Origin of the sequence: Thermococcus pacificus, from assembly GCF_002214485.1 — an archaeon.
Lineage (GTDB): Archaea > Methanobacteriota_B > Thermococci > Thermococcales > Thermococcaceae > Thermococcus > Thermococcus pacificus.
The window spans coordinates 1,556,755-1,578,768 of the sequence record NZ_CP015102.1; the positions used below are offsets into that span (position 1 = coordinate 1,556,755).

Here is a 22,014-nt window from a genome sequence, read left to right on the forward strand (position 1 = left end):
ATATCGCCGGTTCAGGGCGGAAGTAAGCTCTACTATAGCAAGCTCGAAGATTGCCACAACATACTACCTCATTAGCTCGTCAACGAGAGCGGTTCCCTGCTCAACATGATACTTCTTCACAAGTGCGCTCGTGTCAAAGAACGCTACCTCCATTCCTCTTCCCTCTCCTTGACCACATCCTCACTCAGCTCCTCCCTCGATGTTAGAAAGGGCCTTCCTAACTTCCTCCAGGCTCGGGGCCTTCTTGAAGAACTTTCTCAGGTGGGGGTAGGTTATCATGAGCTGGACTTTCTTGGCGGAGGTTCCCATCTTACCACCATCATTTTATCGTTCCTGCGGATTAAATAATTTCCGGAGCCTCTCCGTGAGTTTTCCCCCGACTCCCTCCCCTACCACTTCCTCAACGAAAACGCCCTCCACCTCACCCAGCTCCTCCTCAAGGGCAGGCAAGAAAAGGCCGAGGAGCTCCAGCGGCTCAAGACACGGGCAGTCCACGGAGTACTCGAGTGGCTTTTTCGGCAGTTCTATCCTCAGAGATAGGCCTTTCCCGGTTTTTGAAACCTCAAACGGCACGGAGTGCCCCTTCAGGATTATCCTGCCCCTCACTATCATCGGCAGTGTCATGAAGGATACCAAAGAAAAAGGTTTCCAAAACAGAAAGTTTGAAACCGGACGTTAAAGAGGCTTCTCCATAATAACCGCCCTCTCGGAGTAGCCCTTTTCGGCGTACCACTTCCTCGCGGGGTTGTTAACGTCAACCCTAAGGGAGATTTTCCTGGCGCCCACCCTCTTTGCCCATTCCTCGGCTTTCTTTAAGAGGGCACTCCCTATGCCCATCCCCGGAAAGAGGGTCTCGATGCCGTATATGTAGGCCGAGGGGACGAAGTCCGCCGTGTCGATCTTCAGGCAGACCCACACGTGGCCGAGGTAGCGCCCGTAGGGGTCTGTTGCGACGAAGAACTTGTGTTCGCCCGTTGAAAGGAGGCTTTTGATGACCTTCCCGTAGTTCTCCTCGTACTCCTCGTCACCAAGCTGGAAGCGGGAGAAAGAGCGGCTTATCTTCATGTCGTTCTCGAATATCTCGTCAAGGTAGTCCTCACCGTCGAGGATGGTGAAGTCCCCGGCAGTCTTTTCAAGCGGCGGCAGTTCAGGGGGTCTTTTCTTCTTTGAGAACACCGCTTATCGCCTCCTCGCGGGAAATTCTAACCCAGTGGTCACCCTTCAAGTAGGCGTAGCCTTTCGTATAGGGTTCCAGCAGTCTGTAGAGCTTCTCGCGGAACTCTTTGGGGATGGCATCAAAGCTTGAGTTCCTGCCGTCGAAGTGGAGCATTTCAACGTGCCAGTGGGGCTTTCCTTCGAGCGGGAACTCGGGATTTCTCTGCTTTATGAGGTAGAGTGAGTGCTCAAGCTCCTCCCTGTCCAGCCGGGTTTTTCCTTCGTTTATGCGCCGGGCAAGGCCTTCAACGTGCTCGGGTTTGTATTTTATCAAAGTTGGATCTATGCCGTTCGCGAGGAGAAAAGTTAGAATTCCATTGCACTTGAAGCACTTCCCGCAGGGGACGTAGTCGTCTCCCTCTCTGTGGACGGAGTGACAGCTCCTCTGGAGTTTGAAGAGCTCCGGGTAACGGCTGTGAAGCACGCGCTCCACGATGAGGCCGGTTATAGGTCTGACAACCGACCACTGCCTTATCCCGAGACCCCTCTCCGCGAACCAGCGCGTCATGTACCTCTCGAAGTCCTGGCTCTGGTCGTAGATGGCGTAATAGTGGCGGATTCCATTGTACTCGTAGGTTAACCCCCTCGGGTCGTCGTATTCGTTGCCGAAGAGCACGTTTCCGATGTTATACTTGTGCATCAGCGGGAGGAAGGTGAAGGAGTAGCCCGCGAAGAAGAACAGCCTTATGGGATAGACCTCGGCCCTTGGTTTGCCCACGTTTTGAAGGATTTTCATGTTTTTTCTATGAAGGTGTAGAGCCTGTCCGCGTTGCTCCAGACCCTCTTGGTTCTCGGCTCGTTCCTCTCGAACCAGCGGTAGGCGGGGATTGCCACCTTCCAGTGGCCGCCGGACTCGTTGTAAAAGAAAGGATAGACCTCGCAACCGAGCTCCTTCATAATCCCATAGGTGAGGAGGCTCTCCTTGCCACCGCTCAGCATGACGGCACACTTGGAGTGGTCTGGCTCGAAGTCTATTGGTTCCTCCTCAACGCTTTCGGGCAAAAGCTTAGCCATCGGCTCGGCCATCTCAGGAGTTACTTCCTTCGGGATGTACTCTTCCTTCACGAAGCCTGTCCTCTGGGCTATCCTGTTGACGAAGATGTCGCGGGCGGTTACCTCCATCATGTCGCGGAAGAACTTGAGGTCCCTCGGGTCGAGGGAGAAGCCAAAGCGTATCTCGGGAGTGAAGAGGCCGTAGTTTATGGCGGGGATTATGCTGACCAGCTTGGCAAAAGCTTCGACCTTTGGGATTTTCTCGTGGTAGCGGTGGATCAGAGTGAAATCCAGCTCTTCACCGTCGATTCCGAGGACGTACCTCGCTGAGATGCGCCTTGCGGAGACCCTTGGCCTCTCTATGAGGATGTAATCAAAGCACTTCAGCTCCGGCAGACTCACCCGCTCTCACCCCTGCGGGCTCTTTCGCTTTGCTATATATCAGCCTGGCTATATCCTAGACTCCCTGATAGAACGGGACGCGCGTCATGATCCCGGTCTCGCTCTCTATCCGCTCTGCCCATTCGAGGGCTTCCTCCCTCGTGAGGTTCTGGGTGTTTATAGTGATAGCTATCGGCGGCTTCCCTGAGAGGATCATCCTTATGTAGTTCTCAAGCGGTGGAATCCTGTACTGGGGGAAGTCGTCGAAGGTCAATCTTCCCGGCGCATGCTGGAGGACGATGAAGTCGGGCCTGGCAACGCCTATCAGCTCGAAACCGCCCGGAAAGGCCGGGTGGAGGAGCGAGCCCTCGCCGTGTGTAACTATAACGTCCGGCCTCTCCTCTGCCCAGGCACGGTAGAAGACGTCTTCTATCGCACCAGCAATGAAGTCGTTGATGATGGAGTCCATGACTATGCAGTACTTGAATCCCTGCATCCATCCCGTTTGCCCCATCGCTATGAACTCGCTCTTCAGGCCGAGGGCCTTAAACGCCTCGTGGAGCATTATCGCGGTGGTCCTCTTTCCTATGGCCGCATCTGTTCCAAGAACCGCTACTTTGGTGGCCTTGACGTCCTCTATCTTCCCGGTAAAGGGAACGCGGTAGTTGTAGAATATCTTCCTGACGTCGATTATCTCGACTCCGCTCTGCCTTGCGAGGCGCTTCAGGTAGGGGTCGTCGCTGAGGAAGTGGTGAAGACCACTGATAACTCCAAGGCCCGCTTTTATTGCTTTCGCAACTATCCTCTTGTAGCTCGGGGGAAGAACACCGCCTGGTGTGGCGACGCCAATGATAAGCCACTTTGCATCCGGGTTCTCCTTGAGGGCCTCCTCGATTGTTCCGTATATGGGGATGCCCCTCTTTATACCGTCGAGCACCTCTCCCGCGTCCCTTCCCGCTAAAGTTGAATCTATCAGGCCGGCTATCTTATATTTTCCCGAGTACCGCACGAGCCCGTGCGCCGTTTTTCCATCCGTAGTAAGATAGCGCCCCTCCGTAAGCACCAAAGCCTTCTCCACCGTGGACACCTCCGGTTAACACCAGCACGAAGTTTCCTTCCCTAACTCCAAACTTCCTAACGAACTTGATCAGACCGGCAACCGTTAAGGCCGAGGCCGGCAAAACCGAAAGGCCCGTCGTAACGCGAAGCAGCTCGGCGCATCTCAGGGCAGTATCATCTGCGAAGCCGAAGACGTAGCCATTGGACTCTTTTACGGCCCTCATTGCCTCATCGAGGTCGAAGGATATCTCAGAGACAAGGGGCTCGTTGACTGGCGTCTCCGCTATCTCCCTCCTTGGGTCGCCGTAGAACTCCCAGAGGAGCTGGTTGCCAAAGGCTGTTGTGACGCCCACCATCCTCGGCTTAGCCTTCCCGCGGAAGCCGTGCCAGATTCCTGCCAGAGTGGTGCCGTTCCCAACCGGGACGAACACCGCATCCGGCTCCACTTCGCGCAGTATCGCCTCTGCTATCGAGGAATATCCGGCATAGTCCACTTCCGGATGACTTCTGGGATTTGCGTCGTAGATACCGTTTGCAAGGGCAAAGCGTCTGCTCTCCGCAACAACCTCCTCGTACGTCCCCGGCCAGGGGATCACCTCCGCGCCGAGGGCTTTCATCTCGCCGGTCCTTTCTAAGGTGTAGCCAGCCGGCACAAAAACGAAAGCCTTCAGACCGTAGAGCCGTGCGTAGTAAGCAATGGAAACGCCGTAGTTTCCGCAGGTGCCCACGGTGATGGCAGAATAGCCTTCCTCAAGGGCTTTTTCCACGTGGGCTCTGGCAATTCTGTCCTTGTGGGTTCCCGTTGGGTTTCTTCCTTCGTAGTCTATGTAGATTCCCTCAACCCCAGGGCCTCCTCGAGGAGAGGGGCCCTTACGAGGGGGCCGCCGTCATCATCGGAGTTCTTTTCAGCCTCCATTTCCGGCCACCAAATTACTTGTTTTCGCCCAAACACTCTTATGCGGCACTTTTCTTTTGTGCTACTAAATTTACTCCCTTCATTTTTTGAGGGAAGCCAAGTGGAGTTCCTCAAGGGTATATAAATCTTTCTCCCAGGTATGGCCGTTATTCGTGCCTAACATTTGTCTCAGCCCCTAAAATCGTTAGGAAACCGAGTTATTGCCGCGAATTTGAGCAGAAAAGTTTTTAAACCCATTATACGCTCAATGAACGCCCCTCACAGGGGAGGTGGTCGGTATGTACTACCCGCCCAAGAAGAAGGTCCAGCCCAGGAAGGTTGAGGAAGAAGAGGAAGAGTTCGAGCCCCTCGACGCCGTTGAGGAGGCATACGAGGACTGGGATGAGGAAGAGGAGTGGGACGAAGAAGAGGAATGGGATAACGGAGATTGGGACGAAGAGGAAGAATGGGACGAGGACTGGGATGACGAAGACTGAACGTCCTCCCCTCTTTTTTAACCTCAAACTTTTTAAACCCCTCTTCCTCCCCGCCCGGGGTGAAAAGGTTTGAAGGGCCGCCCACAGAAGAGAAAACGGACAACCCTTAAAACCCTGGAAAAGGGGCGGCAGATGAAACACCGGCCGGACCCTGGAAAGTGGTTCTATTCGTTCATTCCCTTTAAAGTCTCAACCGGCGGTGCCGCTCCTCTAATCCCGCTCCTCACGATGAACCTCGGCGGCGGCCCGACGGATGTTGGTGCTGTGAACGCGATAGGCAGCACCGCATCGATGCTGGGCGGTCTCTTCTGGGGTAAGTTGAGCGACAAACTCAACAGGAGGAAGGTTTTTCTCCTGACGGGGTTTTTGGGCACCGCGGTAGCTTCCATCCTTTTCGCCCTCGCAAAGAGCGTCCACCAGGTTATGGCGGTAAACGCGATCTACACATTCTTCATCGCGGCGACGATACCTCTACCAATCCTCATAATAACCAAGGCGTTCCGCCTGGAAGACTGGGACTACGCCATAGGAAGGTTCAACGAGATAGGCGGCTGGGCATGGGTCGCGGGCATGGTCCTCGGCCTGGTGATGGCCAGGTTCCTCAGTTTGAGGGATATATTCGTGGTTCTGGGCCTCATCGGACTGTTATCCTTCCCCTGGGGGCTCAAAACCATACGGGAGGTTCCCCTCCACATTGACAGGCGGGTTCTTGGAATATACACCGGCTACGTCGTCGAAAAGTTCAGGTACCTGCCGAACATGATAACACACCTCCCAAGGTTCTCCACGGAGGGCTTTGGAAGGCTCTACATTTCCACAATTCTCTTCTGGATTGGGGCCATGCTGTACTTCACCCAGTTTCCGGTTCTCCTGAAAAGCAGGGGACTGGGCGCGACGGAGCTTTACATCATGAGCATTGCGAACTCCGCAGTTTCGGCCTACATGTACACCCGCGTTGGGCTGAGACTCAGGAAGACGGGTGGCTACGGGGCGCTTAAGAAGGGGCTGGGCCTGAGGGGAGTCGCGTTCCTTCTGCTGGCGGTCTCGACTTTTGTGAGGGCGAGCGTTTTCTTCGTTCTGGCATTTATCTCTTACGTCATAGCCGGCTACACCTGGTCTTACATAAGCGTCTCGACGTCCTCAATAATCTCCCGCAGGGCGCCACCGAAAAAGAAGGGCTCCCTAATAGGTGCCTACAACCTCGTCAGCTCTCTGGGAGCCATAATCGGTAACCTGATAAGTGGATTTGTGGTCGAAGCGCTGGGCTTTACCGCCGACTTTGCCCTCGCTTCATCACTGATGTTCCTGGCCCTTGTCCCAATCCTCCGCGAACGTTAAAAGCTCTCACATGCAACGTTATCTCGGTGGTACCCAATGTTTTGGCTGAAAACCCGGATTATCGAAGGGGAGGGGAGTTTGAAGGCTCTCTCAGAAGAGGCCAGAGGCTACGAGCGCGTTCTCATACTCGCCTCAAACTCGATGAAGAGACACGGCTTCCTGAGCGAGGCTGAGGACTACGTGAGGGAAGCCGGCGCGGAGGTCTTATCGATTACAGGCCTCCCCGCAGAGCCGAGTGTCGAGACGGTTGAAGAGCTGCTCCCCAAGTTGAGGGAGGAGTTCCAGCCGGATTTACTGGTGGCCCTCGGCGGTGGGAGCGTCATCGACACGGCTAAAGCTTTAAAGGTCTTCTACGATGCTCCCGAGGTGAAGTTTGAGGAGATTGCTTTCATAGACCGCTTTTCAAAGCCCAAACCTGTTCCCAAACTCAGGACACCGCTAATCGCGATACCCTCGACGAGCGGCGCTGGAAGTGAAGTTTCGGCGGCGAGTGTGCTGAAGAGGGGAGACGTCAAATACAACATCGTGACGCCGGAGATAACGCCGGAAGTGGCTATCCTCGACCCCAGACTTCCGAGAACGATGCCGAGGGAGGTTGCCAGGAACTCAGGCCTTGATGTTCTCGTCCACGGGATAGAGGCCTACACGACGAAGGCTGCAAACCCCTTCAGCGACGCGATGGCAATCCAGGCGATAAAGGCCGTCTACAAGTGGCTCCCGCTCTCGGTCAAAGGCGACGAGGAAGCGAGGGCCAGAGTCCACTACGCGGCCACGATGGCGGGAATAGCGTTCCTTAACGCGCGCCTAGGTTTAGCCCACGCTATGAGCCACAAGGCGGCATGGATAGGGCCGCACGGTCTCCTGAACGCAATATTCATCCCCTATGTGATGGAGTTCAACGCCGAGAGAAGCGAGTACGCGCGGAAGCGCTACGCCGAGATAGCGAGGGAGCTCGGCTTCAAGACCGCCAAGGACCTCATTGAGGTTGTCAGGGAGCTTAACGAGATGCTCGGAGTCCCAAGGCTGAGGGACCTTGTGGACGAGGAGACCTTTATGGCAAAGCTCGACGAGATGGCGGAGAAAGCCTACCGCGACGGGTTAATTGCCTTCAACCCCGTGGAGCCGACGCCGGAGGAGATAAAGGAGCTTTATCTCAAGGCGTTTTAGTTTCAATCCCCTTAGAATCTTATTGCAACGAACAGCACACTCGGGGGCATCATGGCCGCCCTCATGTTTCAATTCTCTTAGAGTCTTATTGCAACCGTGACTGCACCAATCAAGAGGTACCAGGCCCCTCCCTTTCAATTCTCTTAGAGTCTTATTGCAACAGCCACACGCCGCCTGCCTGACCATTCCATCGAACATCTTTCAATTCTCTTAGAGTCTTATTGCAACGAAAGCGTAAAGCTCAGGGTGGGATTGAGTATCTCTCTTTCAATTCTCTTAGAGTCTTATTGCAACAGGGCGGCTTTTTCCTCCATTCGCCCTACAAGACAATAAGAACCCTCGAATCTTATAAGCTTTTTCTCAGAGGAGTCTCAGAAAAACTCAGAAACAGCTGGATTTCCCACCACCAGAAGGCTGGATTCAGAGAGCAACGCCACCCGTAAGGATCTTTTCTTGGAGGGATTTTTATGTGCACGAGACTTCCAGAGGGAGAAGAGAAGCTCAAACCAGTTAAAACGGGGGTTAAACCCCCTAATCCAAAAATGCCCCAATTTCCATAGGCTTGATGGTGTTTTAACTCCCCTTCGCCCTCTGCTCAAAATCCCTAAAAATTTCGTTACAACTTATTCCAAATCGTGTAACTCGCTGTCAGATAGTAACATGAAGTTACTAAAGCCTTCCAAGGAACGCTCTACCGCTGGATTTAGGACAACAGAAACCAAAGGGGAGATCTTGGAAAAAGAAAAGGTTACAGCATGACACTGCCTTTTGAGGGATAAGTGGGGTCTTGCATCTACTCCACAACTACCTCTTTCTCCCCCTCGTTTTCCACTTCGTGGATCCTTCCGCCCTTCATGACCTCTCTGATGGCCAAAATCAGCAGGGCCAGGAGCAGGAAGATGGCCGCTGAGGTCCCGAAGAGCACCTCGTAGGCCTTTGTGGTCGGGATCTTTATCTTAACCCACTCCGGGGCCCCTGGCGGGTGGAACACCGTATAGTATGTGCTCATGATGGTGCCGGCGATGGCTGGCCCCCACGTGGAACCGAAGTTCCTGAAGAGGCTGTTCGCTCCAGTTGCTACTCCCATGGCCCTCGGCGGGACGCTGAAGACCAGCACGTTGATGAGCGAGATGTTCATGAGGGTTATCCCCGTCCCGACGAGCGTTATGAGTCCAACGAACGCCCAGAGGTGGTCAGGCGGTAGCTGGGGGGCGTACTTCGACAGAATTCCCAGGCCGATGCTTGCTGTGAGGGCCCCGGTCAGGGCGATTGGCTTCGCGCCCACCTTCGGCAGGAGCTTTCCGGCTATTGGGGCAACGATGAGCATAACGAGTGCCATTGGCGTCATTAGGAGGCCGCTCTGGAGTATAGTCTTCCCGAAACCGTAAGGAGCTGGCATCTGGAAGATGTAGGTGTTTGCCTGGCTCATCATGGAGATGCCAAAGGCCGCGAACATTATCCCGATGTTGACTATCGCTGGGTTCCTTGCGGAGATTATTTCAATTGGTATCAGCGGGTTCTCGGCCCTCTTCTCCCAGAGGACGAGGAGGACGGCGCTGACTACGGCCACAACGAAGAGGACAAGCGTTTCCCTGGCCGTCCATCCCACATTAGGTGCCCTCGTAACGCCGACGAGCGCCGGGACGACAGTAAAGGCCAGGAGCAGTGCCCCTACCCAGTCAACCTTTCCAGGGTTAATGTAGCGGCTCTCCCGGAGCACCTTCCAGGCGATGAAGAACATGAGCACCGCGAAGGGCGCCGCCGAGTGGTACGTCCAGCGCCAGCCCCAGTTCTGCGTGACCCAAGCTCCAAGCGGTAGGGCTATGACCATACCCACCGCAAACATCGCGCTTATCATTCCCTGGACCTGGGGCACCATCTTCGGCGGGAACTCCTCCCTAACCAGGGAGAAAGCGAGCGGGAAGATGGCCATGCCAAAGCCTTGTATTCCCCTCGTCACGAGGAGCCACTGGAAGCTCGGTGCGAAGCCGTTGAGGATGACGCCGAGCGTGTAGAATCCCAGCGCAACCAGAAACATCTTCTTCTTGCCGTACATGTCGCCGAGCTTTCCGAAGAGGGCGACGCTGACCGTTCCGACGAGGAGGTAGATGGTAAGAACCCAGCTTACGTCGTTGGGGTTTATGGCAAATTCCTTCTGGATCGTCGGCAGTGCCGGTGTGAGCATCGCTTCCGTGTACATGACGAGGAGCGGGAGGATGACTACCACGAGCATCGCCTTTTTTGCGTAGGCCAGATCATACTCTGCGTTCTTCGTGGCATTCATCTTTATCACCGACATATCGGGCGATAGGTTGGTTTATAAGCTTAGCGGTTAGGGTTATAAACTCACCAATAAAGCTCACATTATGCACCTCCTCCTCAAGAAGGCCATTAAAGAGCGCTTCGGAAGGCTCAACAGACTCCAGCAGGACGCTTTTAAAGAGGTTAGCTCGGAAAAAAGCGTTCTGATAATAGCCCCCACCGGTTCCGGCAAAACGGAGGCCGCTGTCCTTCCGGTGTTCAACGAAATCCTTGAGAGGGGCCTTAAGCCGATTTCCGCCCTCTACATTGCCCCGCTCAAGGCTTTGAACAGGGATTTGCTTGACAGGCTCGAGTGGTGGGGGCGGAAGCTCGGGATAAGCGTCGAGGTGAGGCACGGCGACACTTCAGCGTACAGAAAGGCCAAGCAGACGAAGAGCCCACCTCAGATGCTCATCATAACCCCCGAAACCCTCGGTGTCATCCTGACGGTCAAATCACTCAGGAAGCACCTTGAGAATGTTAAGTTCGTTATAGTTGATGAAATAGCCGAGCTGGTGGACAACAAACGCGGTGCCCAGCTTCTCCTCAACCTTGAGAGGCTGGCTGAGATAGCAGAGTTCAAGAGGATTGGAATGACGGCAACGGTCGGCAACGAAGAGGAAGTAAGGGAGTGGCTGAAAGCTGACGTCATAGTAAAGCCGCCCTGGAAGAAGAACTACCGCTTCCACGTCCTCTACCCGTCGCCGAGCGAGGAGGATGAGGAGCTTGCAAGAAAGCTGAGCCTCTCGCCGGAGATAGCGGCGCGTCTGAGGCTCCTCTGGGAGATTGTGGAAAAGCATGGAAAAGCCCTCATATTCACGAACACTAGGCAGTTTGCCGAGATTTTAGCCCACAGGCTTAAGGCCTGGGGGAAGCCTGTTGAGGTTCACCACGGCTCTCTTTCCAAGGAGGCGAGAATAGCGGCCGAGAGGGCCCTTAAAGAGGGGAAAATCCGGGCTTTAATCTGTACCTCATCGATGGAGCTCGGCATAGACATTGGAGACGTTGACGTCGTTATCCAGTACATGAGCCCGCGCCAGGTGAACCGGTTGGTTCAGCGCGCGGGGAGGGCGAAGCACCGGATTGGGGAGGTCAGTGAGGCCTATGTGATAACCTCCAACGTCGAGGACTACCTTCAGAGTTTAGTCATAGCGAAGCACGCCCTTGAGGGCCGCTTTGAGGCTGTTGAGCCGATGGGCGGCCTTGACGTTCTCGCTCACTTCATCGTGGGACTGCTCATAGAGTACAAGCGGTTGCCGCGCGAGAGACCCTACGAGATAGCGAGGAGGGCATACGTTTACAGGGATTTGAGCTGGGAGGACTACCTCGACGTTCTGAGGGTCTTAGAGGACGCGAGGCTGGTGGGCTACGACGAGGAAACGGGACTGCTCTACCTTAGGAGGGGAGCGTTCCAGTACTACTACGAGAACCTCTCAACGATTCCGGACGAGGTCTCCTGGAGGGTCTTCGACGCTGGGGGCGGGCACATCATCGGGAGGCTTGACGAGAGCTTCGTGATGGATTTGGAGGAGGGCATGGAGTTCGTCATGAACGGGCGGAGCTGGATAGTGCTCACGATAGACGATGAGGCGAGGCTTTTGAAGGTCCGCGAGAGCAGGAGCATGGAGAGTGCGATACCGAGCTGGGAGGGGGAGATGATTCCCGTACCGTTTGGGGTCGCCCTCGCCGTCGGCAGGCTGAAGAGGGAGCTGGCCTTTGACTTCAGGAAGGCAAAGGAGCTTTTGGAGGGCGTCGAGTTCAGGGAGGAGGAGCTGAAACGAGCCTTCGAGGAGATAAAGGGCGAGCCGTTCTCAACTGATAGGGACATCGTAGTTGAGAGCACGCCTAAAGCACTGGTAATCCACGCGGACTTTGGCAACAGGGCGAACGAAGCCCTTGGGAGGCTCGTGCACTCGTTTTTAATCCTGCGCTACGGGAGGGTTTTCTCGGTTCGCGCGCAGGCCCACGCAGTAGTGTTTAAAACGCCCTTCCAGCTGAACCCGGAGGAGGTGAAGGGTTATCTCTATCAGGAGCCAGAGAGCCTGGAGTTCATCGTGGCAAGGGCGCTGAGAGATTCTCACGCCTACCGCTGGCGTATGTTGAACGTCGCGAAGCGCTTTGGGGCATTGAGGAGAGATGCTAAGATAAGGCGTGTGGAGAGGCTCTTCGAGGGGACCATTATCGAGAGGGAGACGCTGAACGAGCTCTACCACGACAAGGTGGACGTAAGCAAAGGAAAACTCGTCCTCGAGATGCTCAAGAGGGGCACGATGAGGGTAAAGAGTGAGCTTAGAAGGGAACCCTCGACGCTGGCGAGGCTCAACATGACCGTCGGCGGGGAGTTCCTGCTCACCGGCGTGCTCGAGCGGGACGAAATCCTTGAGCTGTTTAGGAACAGACTGCTTGACCACGAGGTGGTCCTGGTCTGCACCAACTGCGGCTGGCACTCGAAGACGAAGGTTTCAAGGCTGAGGAGCATAAGGGATAGGGAGTGCCCGCGCTGTGGCTCCAAAATGCTGGCAGTTGCTCACCCCATTGATGCGGAAGATTTCCTGCCCGTTTTGGAAAAAGTGCGCCATGGAAAGCCGCTTGAGAGAAAGGAAGAGCGGGTCTACAGGAAGCTGCTCAAGGCAGCTGACCTTGTGGATTCCTACGGTTTCGAGGCGGTTTTGGCTTTAGCAAGCTACGGGACCGGGCCGGATACTGCCGCGAGGCTTCTGGCACAGTACAGGGGAGATGCCCTTCTGGTTGCCCTCATGGAGCGCGAGAGAGAGTTTATACGGACGAGAAGGTTCTGGGTGGAGGGGAAAGAGAAGGACGGAGAGGAGGGAGAAAAGGCCGGCGAATCGTGAGTTTTCTCACCCGCCGCCGTAGATGTCGTTGAGGACCTTCAGGAACTCGCTCGCGGTAACGACGTCCCTCACGTCTATGTGCTCGTTCTTCGTGTGAGAGATATCTAGGTTGCCGGGGCCGAAGACTATGGTTTTCGTCCCGTTGTACATGAAGTTTATCGCGTCCGTCCAGCTCCTCATTCCCCCGAACTCGTCTACCTCCGTCTTCTCCATCGCCTTTTTGGCAAGCTGGACTATTTCCTCACTCTCATCAAGCTCGTAGCCGTCCCATATCTCTGTGTACTCGTACTTCAGCGTGTACTCGTCAAGGATGGGGTCGAGAAGGTCGAGTATGTCCTCCACCTCCTGGTCCGGGAGAAGGCGCGCCTCCAGACGGCCTTTGCAGAGCGCCGGGATAAGATATACGGGGTTCTCGCAGACGAGCTCCTGTATTCCAATGTGCGGGTCGAAGTACTTGCCCTTCTGCTTGAAGGGTTCGAGCTTCTTCATCTCCTCGAGCATCTTGTAAGTTTCCTCGATCGCGTTTACTCCGCTTTCAGGGCAGGCGCCGTGGGCCTCTTTTCCGTCGACCTCGAAGTAGGCCTCGATGTTGCCCGCGTGGGCGATATGAACCTCTAAGTCGGTCGGCTCCAGAACGACGGCCATCTTTGGCCTGTAACGCTCCATGAAGAGTGCACTTCCTCTTCCCCCAAGCTCCTCGTCGCTGACGAAAACAACGCCAACGTTGAGGTCTTTTCCTTCCTTCTTCAGGCTCTCCATCATAAGGAGTATCGCGGCAGCGCCGCCCTTTATGTCGCTCGAGCCGGTTCCGTAGATTATGTTGCCCCTGACGAAGGGTTCTGCACGGATTGGAATTGTATCGACGTGAACCTCGTAGAAGAGGTCGGCATCGGGGTTTACAACTAGATCGATTATCTCGCCGTCGCTCTCGATGTGGACGTCGTAATCGAGCCTGTGGAGGAACTCCATGATGTGGAGCATTATCCTGTCTTCTCTGCCAGAGGGGGAGGGTATTCTCAAAAGCTGAAGGAGTATCTCCTTCGCGCGTTCGGTCTTCATTTGGGTCACCTAATCACTCTTCGCGGTTGAGTTTATAAACCCCTCCGAATAATTTGAGAGGGCGATGAAGAGATTCCTTATCGGTGAGATTTTACCTACTTAAATTTAAGTACCAGGTTGTAAATACATACTTTTATTGACTTCTCATTTATCATTTGTAGAGTCATCGCCCACTTTGTTGAATCGATACCTATGCTTTTAAGGTTAAAGTGTGTAATTTTTGTGGAATACAATTCCCATAATCGCTAATCGAGCTCATCTATGGAAAAGCTCACGTGGCATAGCCTGACAAGACTCATCTTCTAGTGTTAAAGCACCTCCTCTTCGTATCCCCATAGTATGCCGTGAAATTCAAAATCAATGTTATGCAGATTTCTCCTAGAGCTGACAAAATTTAAATACCTTCTAGTTGTTATTACCAAGGGTGTTGCCCAATGGGAAGCCTGGCTAAATACTGGATCGAAACTTCTGGACCTCCCACAATTGATTACATCGGGAAGATTCTCGTATCCCCCGCGGATAAGGGATACTGGAAGAACATGGAGAAGGTTTCCAAAGGAGATATTGTTTACCACTACATAACCTCAAAGGGCCCAGAGCCTGTGAGACGAAGCTTCATAGGGAAATCCACGGTCAAAGAACCTGCGGTACAATACGACCTTGATGGAATGCTAGATTATGTACAGTCAATAATAGGCGAGAACTGGGACAGCCGGTGGGAAGAATTCGCGAAGAACCGGTGGGGTGACTATGAGACATTTTACATAGTCGAACTGGAGAATTTCCAGAGATTCAGCCCACCAATCCCACTGAAGATCCTAAAAGGAGTCTTCAGACCCACTCCAATGTATCTTAGATCCGCCCCGATGAAGCTCGTAACGATGTTAGAAAAGGGGATTTGACCCTTTTGTTTTTTAGATTATTTCTCGCAGGCGAGGGAACCGCCATGAAAATAACCGTCTATGATGGGGCCACCACCATTGGAGGTTCAAAAATCCACTTGGAAGAAGACAACAATGGCATCTTTTTGGACTTTGGCATGAACTTCGCAAAATATGCCCGTTATTATGAAGAGTTCATAAGCGAGAGGCCCTCCCGCGGAATACACGACCTCTGGAGACTCGGCCTGATACCAAGGCTCAACGTTTACCGGAGAGACCTTATTCCGGCTGATATCTTGGAAGAGGTCCGGCAATCCCCAAAGGTGTCTGTCAGCGCAGTTCTGATAAGTCATGCCCACCTTGATCACGTTGGAAACATCGCGTTCCTTGATGAGAAAGTCCCGATCGTTGGCTCTCCAACCACAATGATAATCCTCAAGGCTTTGAGGGACACAAGCCGGGGGAGTCACATGGGGATGGAGTTGTCTTACTATGCTCTAAGGAAGCCCAGCGACTCGAACCCCTATGTTCTCGAAGCCAACAGGAAGCTAAAGTACTATGCCAGCAGAGACATTTTTCTAACCGAAAAGCTCCCGGAGGAGGGGATGTCATTCCTCACATGGAGGGCCAATGTTGAACTGGCAGAAAACCCCAACAGGGTGAACTACATACGGGGGAGTAACGTTTCCCTAGTTGAGGACCAAGATCTCGGTTTTGAAATCCGCGCTTATCCTGTGGATCATTCAATCTTCGGCGCCATCGCTTACATCGTTGAGGGAGACATTAGCGTTGCGTACACCGGAGACTTCCGTCTTCATGGAAAGAACGCGGATAAAACAAAGGAGTTCATCAGGGCTGCGAAAAGCGCTCAGGTTCTGATAACCGAGGGCACGAGGGCCGGAAGAGGAGATGACGTGAACGTTTCGGAAGAAGAAGTTTATCAGAATGCAAAAGCCATCGTGGATGATGCCAAAGGGCTTGTAGTGGCCGATTTCTCGGCTAGAAACTTCGAGCGGCTAGAGAGCTTCAAGAGGATTGCCGAGGAAACTGGCAGGCAGCTGGTAGTGACCACGAAGGACGCATACTTCCTCCACGCTCTGGGCTTGATAGACGGGCAGAACCACCTAAAAGGTCTGAGAGTTTACAGGAACTCCAAGGCAAAGGTTGAGAAGTGGGAGGAATGGGTTTTCATAAACTACCCCGAGATCGGGATAACACCCGAAGAGCTTCGTAGGGAACAGGAAAACTACATCCTCTGCTTCTCGTTCTACGACATGCCGCACCTTCTGGATGTAATGCCCGATGGAGGGGTTTACATCTACTCCTCGAGCGAGGCTTTTACGGAGGAGCAGACCTTCAGCTTTCTGAGGCTCTGGAACTGGCTCCAGTACTTCCGTTTCGAGGTTCACGGGTTCAGCGTTGATGCCGACGGAAAGCCCACCTTTGAGAAGGGGCTCCATGCGTCTGGTCACATCTCTAAGGAAGAGCTGGAAGAGGTCATCAATGATATTGACCCGGACGTTTTAATCCCAGTGCACACGGAAAGCCCATATTGGTTTGAAGAGAGATGGAGTGAAAAAGTCGTTCTCCTGAAGGATGGAGAAAGTTTTGAGGTGTAAGCTATGCCGATTCCTCCTGATGGGATAACAAGAGAGCACGTGCTGAAAGCGATTGATGAAATAAATCGTGAAGGGGTACCTCCAAAACACCAAGCACAAAACACATTCCTTGTAGTGGAGGGAAAGAAATATCCAGTCAAATATGTAGTGCTTAAGGCTGCCAAAGTGGCCGGTGTTGACATTTCAATAAATGAGTTCACGACCATAGAGGCCAAAAACTACCTCAAACGACTCGGATTTAACATCGGCAGGGAAGAATGGGAACTTGGAATTAGGATCCTTAGCAAGGCCGGTGAGGGGTTTATCAAACGGGCTTCTGAAGAAGGGTTTAACGTTTCAAGAAACCAGTTAGGATATTTCTCCAAAAAGGGTCACACTATTTACTATCAACTTAAACTCCCTCCCGAACTCAACGTGAGTTCAAAACTAGTCCATTTTGAATGGCTGGCACGGCCTGAGGAGGAAGGCGCTCAGTTTATGGTAGGGCTTCACTTAGAATTCCCGAGGGAGCAGAGGGAGTTAAACAAAAAACTTGCAGATCTGCTCGTAGAATATGTGGATTTAGATGAACTTGGGAAAAGAGTTGGTGCCCCTGTAGTACGGGAGGATAAAGTAGTATTTACCTGGTTTACAGCAAATAAGACGTATGAATCCCCCGCCGATACTGAGGAAGAAATAGTAGAGTGGTTGGTTACTTCAATGCTGGAATTCTACAAGACGTTTCTGCCAGCGTTAAGGGAGGTTTTGCCAATGGTGCTGAGGGAAGATGAGGTCTTAGAAAAGAAACTGAAGGGTATTGTACTTGCTCTCAAAGAGAAGTACCAAGACGACTGGAACTCAATCAAAGAAGAAATCAACGAGAAAATAGAAAAGGTCAGAAAAACAATCCTCTCCAACAAAGAGATAACAAAGGAAGACTACAGAGAGATAGACAAAACAATCTCAGAAATAAACAGGGCATTTGGTAAGACTGTTTTGTGGGTCTGGGGGAGTGTTAATGCTGGTGAGGAGGGTGCCCTCAAATTCCTTAACAGACAAGACTTCAGAGAACTTCTTGCCATCGGGAACGCCATTAACGAGTTTGAACAGGTAACTTCTCTACGGCCACGTTTGGAGTCCATAATGAAAAAACCCCACACAAAGCTATCTACGATCAGTAGCTGGTTATGCATTGTGAATCCAAGCATTTTCATCCCTGCCAACAGACAGGTTTTTGGGTATCCTGTAAGACAAGAAATAGGCGTGGATATTTTCTTTGGGAGCAGATCAAACGTCAGCACGTACCTTGTCATATTGGGGGCACTGTGGAAAATAAAGAATGAAATTGGTATTAGTGATATGCTTGAACTCGCATTTTATCTCTCTCGTGCAGACTCTGAAATTTCCTCTGTTCAACACTGGGTCGAGATTTCTGGACCTCCAGAGGAGGGGTACGTTGGCAAGATCTTGATAACCCCCAATAAATACCAAATAAAACCTGGGGATGTTGTCTATCATTACATTACTGACAGCGGACCGGAGCCCTACAAAAAGACCTTCATTGGAAAATCCCGTGTAAAAGAGGGATTCCGGAAGGTACCTAAGGAGGAAGCACTTGCTCGACTCAAGGAGTACGTTAACTGGGACGAAAAGTTCAAGAAGTTTGCCCAGGAGAGATGGGGAAAAGCTAGAGAGCTTTACGTGACTGAACTCGAGGATTTCCAGGAGTTTAAGCCCCCAGTTCCGCTGGAGAAGGTTGGTGGGGTATTCACTCCTACCCCCAAGTATCTTGTAAGGGGTTCATCAGGCCTAGTTCGGATTTTAGAGGGTTTGGATAGTGGTGATAATATGATGAAAAAAATCGAAGAGAAAATCGATAGTATCTTATCGAGAAAGGGCCAGCTCATCCTCTACGGTCCGCCGGGAACCGGAAAAACATGGTTGGCGAGCAAATACATCAGGCACAAAGTGCCTAATGGGATCCATCGCCTTGGAAAAGATTCCTCTCTAAGGGAAGACATCAAATATTACCTCCTCGTTATGAGTACCGCAAAGTACGACCCCAGCCAGATTAAGGAAGGTCTTGAGGAGGTATTTTCCGGTAAACTCCGCCACGCTTTCGAGGACGTGGAAGAAGGAGACATAGCTTTTGTTTATCTAACGCATCCTTACAAGAGAATCACCGCCATCGCGAGATGCACCGGGAAGACAGAGGAAGGAGCCAAATTCAAAATTATCAAACTTGTGAACGGCCCGACGTACGAAGAAATGAAAAGAGAGGAACCAATAAGCGATTCACCCGCCGTAAGGACGATGCTCAGGGGCACATTATTCCCGTTGTCCCATGAAGAGGCGCAGTGGATAGCCTCAAAGATCGGATTTGATACCCTCAAACCTCTCGGTGTCTTGGATGAAGGCACAAAAAGAGAGTTCAGAGCCTTCGAATTCGTTACCTTCCATCCAGCCTTCTCGTATGAGGATTTTGTGGAGGGGATAAAACCTGAAACGTACGAGGATCCCGAAACTGGCAAGAAGGAACTCCTGTTCAAGGTTGAGGAGGGAGTGTTCAAGAGGATTTCCAGAAACGCCTACAATGCCCTTTTAGCCTGGGCTGGAGTCGAGAAAGAATGGACGGAAAACACTGGACTTCCAAGTTTAAGCAAGGACGAAATAGAGCGGATAAAGAGGAAGATAAAGAATGAAGCCGAGGGCATGCCGAAGTTCTACTTGATAATCGACGAGATAAACCGCGGCGATATCCCAAAGATATTCGGTGAACTGATAACCCTTCTCGAGACCGACAAGCGGTTGTTCATGGACAACGAAACGGTGACAACCCTACCCTATTCAAAGAAGCGCTTTGGAGTCCCACCCAACCTCCACATCATAGGGACCATGAACACCTCTGACCGGAGCATTGCCCTGATGGACGTTGCCCTCAGGAGAAGGTTCGGTTTCATTGAAATGATGCCGGACTACACTGTCCTCAATGAACACATAATAGACAACGCTAGCGAAGAGGTGAAACCTCTGGCAGGTATTGCGGTGAGTGCCCTGAAAGCCCTGAACAAAAGGATCAAAAGGGAATACGATAGAGACCACCAGATCGGGCACAGTTACTACTTCCGGCTCAATGATCACCTCAACAGCAGAGAAGAGTTCCTGAAAGAGCTGAAGATGATCTGGTTCCACGAGATACTACCGCTGCTCCAAGAGTACTTCTATGATTCTCCTGAAAAACTCGAGAGAGTGCTAAAGTCAAAGAATTCCGAGAATTCTTTCATCAGGAGCTCTGAGGATGGAATTGAGCTGAAGAGCGAGGACGAATTCACAGACGATAGCTTCCTCGAGGCGCTAAAGGCACTCATCGAGGCCGAGCGTGAGTGAAAGTGACGGTAGTTGACCTCTTTGAGTTTACCCCGATCAACTACACTACCGGGAAAAAGGCAGAGTTCGATGAGGACTCAAAAACTCTGGTCCTCCTTGAAAACCAGCTCAGCAAGCTCGAAAAGCTTAACGAGGAAATCAAGTTCCTCGAAATTGGCCGAAAGACCATCAAGCCCAGGAACTTCGTTGGAGTGGTTCAGATCGATGATCTAACCCTCCAGATTTTCCCGAAATTGCTGAGAACGAGCTCCTATGATGACCTTGAGTCCCACAAGACACTCATAATGGGAAACCTGCTGAAAATGCTTGCTGTAGGCGGGGAGATCCCAGTAAAGCCCTCCGAAGTAGCGGGAGTTCTTTCGGAGAAAGCCCCGTTCCTCGAGATCCTTATCTCAATTTATTCCCAGAAGCTCCTTGAAACACTGCGCTACCACAGACATTACACTTACAGACGTGTTGAGGAGGAGTTAAATCATGTTAAGGGGCAGATAGACTTTGGGGCCTATGCATCGAGGTGGCACAGGAGGCACGTTATCCCCGTCAGGTACAACGACAGGACAATGGATAGCCTACTGAACAGAACCCTCAAGTACGGAGCCTACCTAATGGCCCGCCTCACGCAGTCCCACGAGAATTACCTGAGATTAAGGAGTGCCATGGAAATCCTCGATGGTGTTCCGTTGGTTCCGGTAAGCGTTTATGAAACGTACCGGATTCACTTTAACAGGCTCAACGCCGTCTTCAAACCGCTGGTGGAGATTGCGAGGATGTTCATCTCAGGAACAACACTTCGACTTCAAACAGGAAGAATAGAGACTTTCACGTTCTTAGTGCCTATGGAGAAGGTGTTCGAGAGTTTTGTAGCCGGACTGATAACAAACAGCGAGTATGAAGCATTACCCAAGGAGTTCGAGGGAAGCATTATCAAAACACAACACCACATTGGAAACCTACTTGCCGAGGGTAAGTTCTGGCTGATCCCCGACATCACAATACAGACGACGGATGGGATGAAAATAATAATCGACACCAAGTACAAGCTTCTCGATAAAGAAGACCAAAAGCTGGGGGTTTCTCAGTCTGACTTGTACCAGATGTACGCTTATGCATCTCACTGGAATGCAGATGCCGTCGTCCTGCTCTATCCGTCCATTTCCAGCGTGATTAACAGGAAATGGCACTTCAACATCAAAACTAAGGGGACAGAAAAGAAGGTACCCCTCCTTATTAAGAGTTTGGACCTAGGATCAAACTTTCTTGATGAGGGAGAGTGGGAGAAGTTCTTGGAAGAATTTAGGAACCTTATGGGAGAGATACTCGGTGAGAAGAGACAGCAATTGGAGTATGGAGAACAGGAGGCGTTGGTGAATGTGTGAGCTCTTTAGTGTTAACGCGAACAAAAGGGTCGGCATCAGCTTCACCTGGAAGGGTTTCGTGAGGAAAGGCGAGTACAACCCGGACGGCTGGGGCATTGGATGGTACGTGACTGCCACCAATGGAAAAAGAGCGGCATCACTCATAAAACAACCTATTCCCGCTTGCAGGAGCAGGATTGCACCTTCACTCCCCCGGCTTAACGTGAAAAGCCATATCCTGGTAAGCCACGTTAGGTACGCCACAAGCGAAATAAATTACGTGAACACTCACCCCTTCGTGAGGAGGGTCTACAGCGTTGGCCAGTACGACGAGTGGATCTTTGCACACAACGGTGTTCTTAATGGCGTGGAGGAACTGCCCACGAGACTCCAGCCCCTTGGAACCACCGATTCTGAAGCCGCGTTCTGCTACATAATGGAGAATCTCGAGGGGACTCCAACAATCCGCGAGTTGTTTCTAAAACTTTTAGACCTCCTGGACGAGCTCAGTGATTACGGGACGTTAAACGTTCTGATGAGCAATGGGCGGTACCTATTCGCTTACTCGCACTATCCCGGCAAGGGGATGTGGCTTTTGAAGCGCCATCCACCACACAGGGGGAGGGCGAGACTGCTTGACGAGGACTTTGAGGTTAACGTTGGGGAGATGAAGGCCCCGGATGAATACGCGTATCTTGCGGCGACCAGAAAGCTAACCGACGAGAAGTGGAAAAGAATGCGCCCGAAAACCCTCCACATATTCAGAGATGGCGCGCTACTACTTACAATTCGCGATAGAATTGAACCGATGCTTGATGAAGACTCCATTGAGGTCCTCATGGCGATCCTGAACGGAGAGAGCGTTGAGATTGATGAGACCGTTAGGAGACTCGTGGACATAAAACTCCTGAAAACTACTGGAAATGGAGTTGAGATAAACGACCACAGAAGAGCTATCGTCAGGTTGATTGTAGAGGAGTAAGTACTAACTAAGTTCCCTCTCTTTTTGTAAATTCAGAGGGGGAGGGGGGGATAA

At 52.2% G+C, this 22,014-nt stretch carries 18 protein-coding genes and 1 CRISPR repeat array; of the genes, 9 read left to right on the forward strand and 9 right to left on the reverse strand.

Annotated elements, in window-relative coordinates; genetic code table 11:
- Positions 1–180 precede the first annotated feature (180 nt).
- From A3L08_RS10225 to A3L08_RS08630, 7 genes are read right to left on the reverse strand one after another with little or no spacing between them, the layout of a single operon-like run.
- Entirely contained in the window at positions 181–309 is a 129-nt protein-coding gene (locus tag A3L08_RS10225) for a hypothetical protein (protein WP_257789346.1), read from the reverse strand.
- Positions 310–324: 15 nt separating this feature from the next.
- The gene (locus A3L08_RS08610) at positions 325–624 is read right to left on the reverse strand and encodes a hypothetical protein (protein ID WP_335755210.1); all 300 of its coding nucleotides are present in this window, start codon (positions 622–624) and stop codon (positions 325–327) included.
- 51 nt (positions 625–675) lie between these two features.
- Positions 676–1,176, reverse strand: a complete 501-nt coding sequence (locus A3L08_RS08615; protein ID WP_198362113.1) for a GNAT family N-acetyltransferase — start codon at positions 1,174–1,176, stop codon at positions 676–678.
- Complete coding sequence (locus A3L08_RS10190; RefSeq protein WP_232461719.1) at positions 1,148–1,933, reverse strand: hypothetical protein; 786 nt, start codon at positions 1,931–1,933, stop codon at positions 1,148–1,150. Before A3L08_RS10190 ends, A3L08_RS08615 begins: the two co-directional genes overlap by 29 nt.
- A 14-nt stretch (positions 1,934–1,947) precedes the next feature.
- On the reverse strand, positions 1,948–2,610 hold the full coding sequence (locus tag A3L08_RS10195; protein WP_232461720.1) for a hypothetical protein: 663 nt from the start codon (positions 2,608–2,610) through the stop codon (positions 1,948–1,950).
- Positions 2,611–2,665: 55 nt separating this feature from the next.
- Positions 2,666–3,667 (reverse strand): DUF1611 domain-containing protein, encoded by a 1,002-nt coding sequence (locus tag A3L08_RS08625; RefSeq protein WP_088854621.1) that lies wholly within the window; start codon positions 3,665–3,667, stop codon positions 2,666–2,668.
- On the reverse strand, positions 3,576–4,481 hold the full coding sequence (locus A3L08_RS08630) for a pyridoxal-phosphate dependent enzyme (protein WP_335755224.1): 906 nt from the start codon (positions 4,479–4,481) through the stop codon (positions 3,576–3,578). The genes A3L08_RS08625 and A3L08_RS08630 overlap by 92 nt, the downstream gene beginning before the upstream one ends.
- Positions 4,482–4,842: 361 nt before the next feature.
- On the opposite strand from A3L08_RS08630, the gene A3L08_RS08635 reads away from it, so the two are divergent.
- From A3L08_RS08635 to A3L08_RS08645, 3 genes are all read left to right on the forward strand, one after another.
- A complete protein-coding gene (locus A3L08_RS08635; protein ID WP_088854622.1) occupies positions 4,843–5,040 on the forward strand; it encodes a hypothetical protein in 198 nt (65 codons plus the stop codon).
- A gap of 132 nt (positions 5,041–5,172) precedes the next feature.
- Positions 5,173–6,378 carry an MFS transporter gene (locus A3L08_RS08640; RefSeq protein WP_232461721.1) on the forward strand — a complete coding sequence of 402 codons (1,206 nt, stop codon included), beginning with the start codon at positions 5,173–5,175 and terminating at the stop codon, positions 6,376–6,378.
- A gap of 36 nt (positions 6,379–6,414) precedes the next feature.
- Entirely contained in the window at positions 6,415–7,545 is a 1,131-nt protein-coding gene (locus tag A3L08_RS08645; RefSeq protein WP_088854624.1) for an iron-containing alcohol dehydrogenase, read from the forward strand.
- A CRISPR array of direct repeats spans positions 7,546–7,839; the repeat unit is 29 nt; unit sequence TTTCAATTCTCTTAGAGTCTTATTGCAAC.
- A gap of 499 nt (positions 7,840–8,338) precedes the next feature.
- Here the strand turns inward: A3L08_RS08645 and A3L08_RS08650 are convergent.
- Positions 8,339–9,829, reverse strand: a complete 1,491-nt coding sequence (locus tag A3L08_RS08650) for an MFS transporter (protein ID WP_088854625.1) — start codon at positions 9,827–9,829, stop codon at positions 8,339–8,341.
- Between the two features lie 82 nt (positions 9,830–9,911).
- Between A3L08_RS08650 and A3L08_RS08655 the strand changes: the two genes are divergently transcribed.
- Entirely contained in the window at positions 9,912–12,698 is a 2,787-nt protein-coding gene (locus tag A3L08_RS08655; RefSeq protein WP_088854626.1) for a DEAD/DEAH box helicase, read from the forward strand.
- A gap of 6 nt (positions 12,699–12,704) precedes the next feature.
- On the opposite strand, the gene A3L08_RS08660 is transcribed toward A3L08_RS08655, so the two are convergent.
- Positions 12,705–13,757, reverse strand: coding sequence for a M20/M25/M40 family metallo-hydrolase (locus A3L08_RS08660; RefSeq protein WP_088854627.1), 1,053 nt, complete (start codon positions 13,755–13,757; stop codon positions 12,705–12,707).
- Positions 13,758–14,191: 434 nt separating this feature from the next.
- Between A3L08_RS08660 and A3L08_RS08665 the strand changes: the two genes are divergently transcribed.
- Genes A3L08_RS08665 through A3L08_RS08685 form a run of 5 tightly spaced genes read left to right on the forward strand, consistent with a single transcriptional unit; the run spans position 14,192 to position 21,960 of the window.
- The gene (locus A3L08_RS08665; protein ID WP_088854628.1) at positions 14,192–14,659 is read left to right on the forward strand and encodes an EVE domain-containing protein; all 468 of its coding nucleotides are present in this window, start codon (positions 14,192–14,194) and stop codon (positions 14,657–14,659) included.
- A 44-nt stretch (positions 14,660–14,703) separates the two neighbouring features.
- Positions 14,704–16,257 carry a ribonuclease J gene (locus tag A3L08_RS08670; protein ID WP_088854629.1) on the forward strand — a complete coding sequence of 518 codons (1,554 nt, stop codon included), beginning with the start codon at positions 14,704–14,706 and terminating at the stop codon, positions 16,255–16,257.
- Positions 16,258–16,260: 3 nt separating this feature from the next.
- On the forward strand, positions 16,261–19,623 hold the full coding sequence (locus tag A3L08_RS08675) for an McrB family protein (RefSeq protein WP_198362114.1): 3,363 nt from the start codon (positions 16,261–16,263) through the stop codon (positions 19,621–19,623).
- A gap of 2 nt (positions 19,624–19,625) precedes the next feature.
- Positions 19,626–20,999: an McrC family protein gene (locus tag A3L08_RS08680; RefSeq protein WP_157721608.1), complete on the forward strand. Its 1,374-nt coding sequence runs from the start codon at positions 19,626–19,628 to the stop codon at positions 20,997–20,999.
- On the forward strand, positions 20,992–21,960 hold the full coding sequence (locus A3L08_RS08685) for a class II glutamine amidotransferase (protein ID WP_088854631.1): 969 nt from the start codon (positions 20,992–20,994) through the stop codon (positions 21,958–21,960). Before A3L08_RS08680 ends, A3L08_RS08685 begins: the two co-directional genes overlap by 8 nt.
- Positions 21,961–22,014: the final 54 nt, after the last annotated feature.

Coding starts and splice junctions, on each gene's coding strand:
- A3L08_RS08665 (WP_088854628.1), top strand. CDS start 14,192: ATGGGAAGCCTGGCTAAATACTGGATCGAAACTTCTGGACCTCCCACA.
- A3L08_RS08635 (WP_088854622.1), top strand. CDS start 4,843: ATGTACTACCCGCCCAAGAAGAAGGTCCAGCCCAGGAAGGTTGAGGAA.
- A3L08_RS08640 (WP_232461721.1), top strand. CDS start 5,173: ATGAAACACCGGCCGGACCCTGGAAAGTGGTTCTATTCGTTCATTCCC.
- A3L08_RS08670 (WP_088854629.1), top strand. CDS start 14,704: ATGAAAATAACCGTCTATGATGGGGCCACCACCATTGGAGGTTCAAAA.
- A3L08_RS08645 (WP_088854624.1), top strand. CDS start 6,415: ATGTTTTGGCTGAAAACCCGGATTATCGAAGGGGAGGGGAGTTTGAAG.
- A3L08_RS08655 (WP_088854626.1), top strand. CDS start 9,912: ATGCACCTCCTCCTCAAGAAGGCCATTAAAGAGCGCTTCGGAAGGCTC.
- A3L08_RS08675 (WP_198362114.1), top strand. CDS start 16,261: ATGCCGATTCCTCCTGATGGGATAACAAGAGAGCACGTGCTGAAAGCG.
- A3L08_RS08660 (WP_088854627.1), bottom strand. CDS start 13,757: ATGAAGACCGAACGCGCGAAGGAGATACTCCTTCAGCTTTTGAGAATA.
- A3L08_RS10225 (WP_257789346.1), bottom strand. CDS start 309: ATGGGAACCTCCGCCAAGAAAGTCCAGCTCATGATAACCTACCCCCAC.
- A3L08_RS08610 (WP_335755210.1), bottom strand. CDS start 624: ATGACACTGCCGATGATAGTGAGGGGCAGGATAATCCTGAAGGGGCAC.
- A3L08_RS08650 (WP_088854625.1), bottom strand. CDS start 9,829: ATGAATGCCACGAAGAACGCAGAGTATGATCTGGCCTACGCAAAAAAG.
- A3L08_RS08685 (WP_088854631.1), top strand. CDS start 20,992: ATGTGTGAGCTCTTTAGTGTTAACGCGAACAAAAGGGTCGGCATCAGC.